This is a genomic window from Sphingomonas sp. CCH9-F2, assembly GCF_001556735.1.
GTDB lineage: Bacteria > Pseudomonadota > Alphaproteobacteria > Sphingomonadales > Sphingomonadaceae > Sphingomonas > Sphingomonas ginsenosidimutans.
Window position 1 is genome coordinate 1 of record NZ_LSJO01000633.1, and the last position, 2104, is coordinate 2104.

At 61.7% G+C, this 2104-nt stretch carries 4 protein-coding genes; 3 read left to right on the forward strand and 1 reads right to left on the reverse strand.

The window, feature by feature from the left end; all coding sequences use genetic code 11:
- From AX685_RS17865 to AX685_RS17875, 3 genes are all read left to right on the forward strand, one after another.
- The coding region (locus AX685_RS17865; RefSeq protein ID WP_156445910.1) for a TonB-dependent receptor domain-containing protein at nt 1-554 on the forward strand (554 nt) is incomplete at its 5' end.
- Between the two features lie 104 nt (nt 555-658).
- Nucleotides 659-1045 (forward strand): MerC domain-containing protein, encoded by a 387-nt coding sequence (locus tag AX685_RS17870; protein WP_231733666.1) that lies wholly within the window; start codon nt 659-661, stop codon nt 1043-1045.
- Entirely contained in the window at nt 1042-1449 is a 408-nt protein-coding gene (locus AX685_RS17875; RefSeq protein ID WP_066491086.1) for a transcriptional repressor, read from the forward strand. Before AX685_RS17870 ends, AX685_RS17875 begins: the two co-directional genes overlap by 4 nt.
- A gap of 109 nt (nt 1450-1558) precedes the next feature.
- Here AX685_RS17875 and AX685_RS17880 read toward each other — a convergent pair whose 3' ends face one another.
- The gene (locus tag AX685_RS17880) at nt 1559-1819 is read right to left on the reverse strand and encodes a hypothetical protein (RefSeq protein ID WP_015449245.1); all 261 of its coding nucleotides are present in this window, start codon (nt 1817-1819) and stop codon (nt 1559-1561) included.
- Nucleotides 1820-2104: the final 285 nt, after the last annotated feature.

The following is a 2104-nucleotide window of genomic DNA, read 5'->3' on the forward strand; positions in this document are numbered from 1 at the left end:
ATTACAACCGCTTCAACAACTATATCTCGGAGCAGCAGGTCGACCAAGGCGTATGTGAGGCCGCGGCCGCACCGTCGGGCCGCGAAGTCGACCTACCCTGCTTTCAGTACCAGCAAGCAGGTGCCAGCTATTGGGGCTTCGAAGGCGATTTGTCGGCCAAGCTGTTCGAGGTGGGCGGCACGCGCATCAACGCCGACCTGCTCGGTGATTATGTCCGGGCCACCATCATCGACCGCGCCCCCGTGCCGCGCATCCCGCCGCTTCGTCTACTCGGCGGTCTGGAGGCGCAAGGCGACAAGTTCACCGCGCGGGCCGAGGTGGAGCGCGTGTTCAAGCAGGACCGTATCGCCGACTTCGAGACCCCCACGCCCGGCTACACCTTGGTAAACGCCAGTGTGAGCCTCAAACCCTTTGCCAACAACAGCAGGACATCGCTCCTGTTCAGCGCCAACAATATCTTCGACGTAGTTGCACGCCGACATTCAAGCTTCCTCAAGGACTTCGCGCCGCTTGCCGGTCGCGACATCCGGGTCTCGCTAAGGTTCGGCCTCTGACAAAGGTGTCGGGCAGCAGGCCTCCCCCACCTGGGATGCCATTTCAAAAGGTTACAGGAAGACGGGGTGGGGCGGCCTGCCCCACTCCCATAATGGAGAGGTTTGTGGCAGGGACGTTGAGAAACTCGCATCGGGGGCTGATCGAACACACGGCTTTGGGTGCTTCGTTGCTGTGCCTCATTCACTGTCTCGCGCTGCCCCTCCTCTTTGCCGCCCTTCCCGCGCTCAGCAGCGTCATTCCGGTCAGCCGGACCTTTCACCTGGTGATGCTGGCGATTGCCGTGCCGACGAGCAGCTTGGCCCTTCTCTCCGGCAGGACACGACATGGCGCTTGGTGGCCCGTAATGCTTGGCGCGGCTGGGCTTATAGTGCTCGCCATCGGTGTGCTGTCGTTCGGTGACACGCCGCTGGAAACGCCGCTGACGGTTGCCGGCGCTATCGTCCTCGCCATCGCGCATGTCGGCAATCTGAAGCTGGGGCGCGCGACATGAACCAAGTGCTTGAGAGAGGGGTGGCCTTGCCCGCCACCCCCGTCGAGCCATATTCTTGCATCATGCGTCACAAGCACGAGCAGCCGGAAGGAGAAGCGCTTGCAGAGGCCGCACGCTCCGCCTTTGAGCGCGTCGGTGAGCAGTGGACCGATATGCGGGCTCAGCTATTCAATGTCATCGTCGGTCTCGACCGACCCGCGTCGGCTTACGACATCGCCGATCGCTTTTCGGAACAGCGCGGCCGGCGCGTAGCCGCAAACTCGGTCTACCGCATTCTCGACCTGTTCGTGGCAGCCAACATCGTCACTCGCGTGGAGGTTGCAAACCGTTACCTACCTGTAGGTGCTTGCAATCGTAGCGGCGTTTGCTTGCAAACAGAGCCTTTTTTTGCTCGGATTATCTGACAACCGGCTCGGCGATCTGCTCGCGCTATCTGCCAATGTGCTCGACATCATCCTGCGCTGCTCGCAATCATAAAGGTCTGCTCACATCCCCTGCCAGCGAAACAGGGCGTCAGCGCGGCACCCGGATGGAACCTTCCGCGATCCCCTCGGCGACATTGGAGAGCATGACGGCGTAGCGATGCAAACCGGGGAAGCGACCAGCGTTCTTGTCGATTTCACCGCCGTATCCGGCGTCGAGCAACGCCTTGAAGTCGGGCATCACGTCGAACATGCCGCCGAGCAGATCGATATCGGAGGCCCCGGTAAGCAACAGGGCGTTCGCATGGGCGTCGAGACGCTTCATCGTTTCCAGCATTTCGGTCCTGGTCATCGCATCCTGTCCGCTTGCGGGGTTCCATCGCCTAGCACGACGCGCCGGCCCTGTTCGCGAAAACCTTCCTTTCTGACGACCTCGCGGGCGGGCCATGACGACAACGCATTTCTGCGGCCCGCCGCTTGTCAGAACTGTTCTGGAAACCTGCTTCGCAAAAGCGCTTGCCGGCTACGGGTTTGGAGAGCCCATTGGCACGGAGCGTGAGCACAACGCCCCGTTTGCAAGCAGCGCCGGATGATGGCGAGCACACTGGCAGATAATTCGAGCAGGACGCTCCCCGCC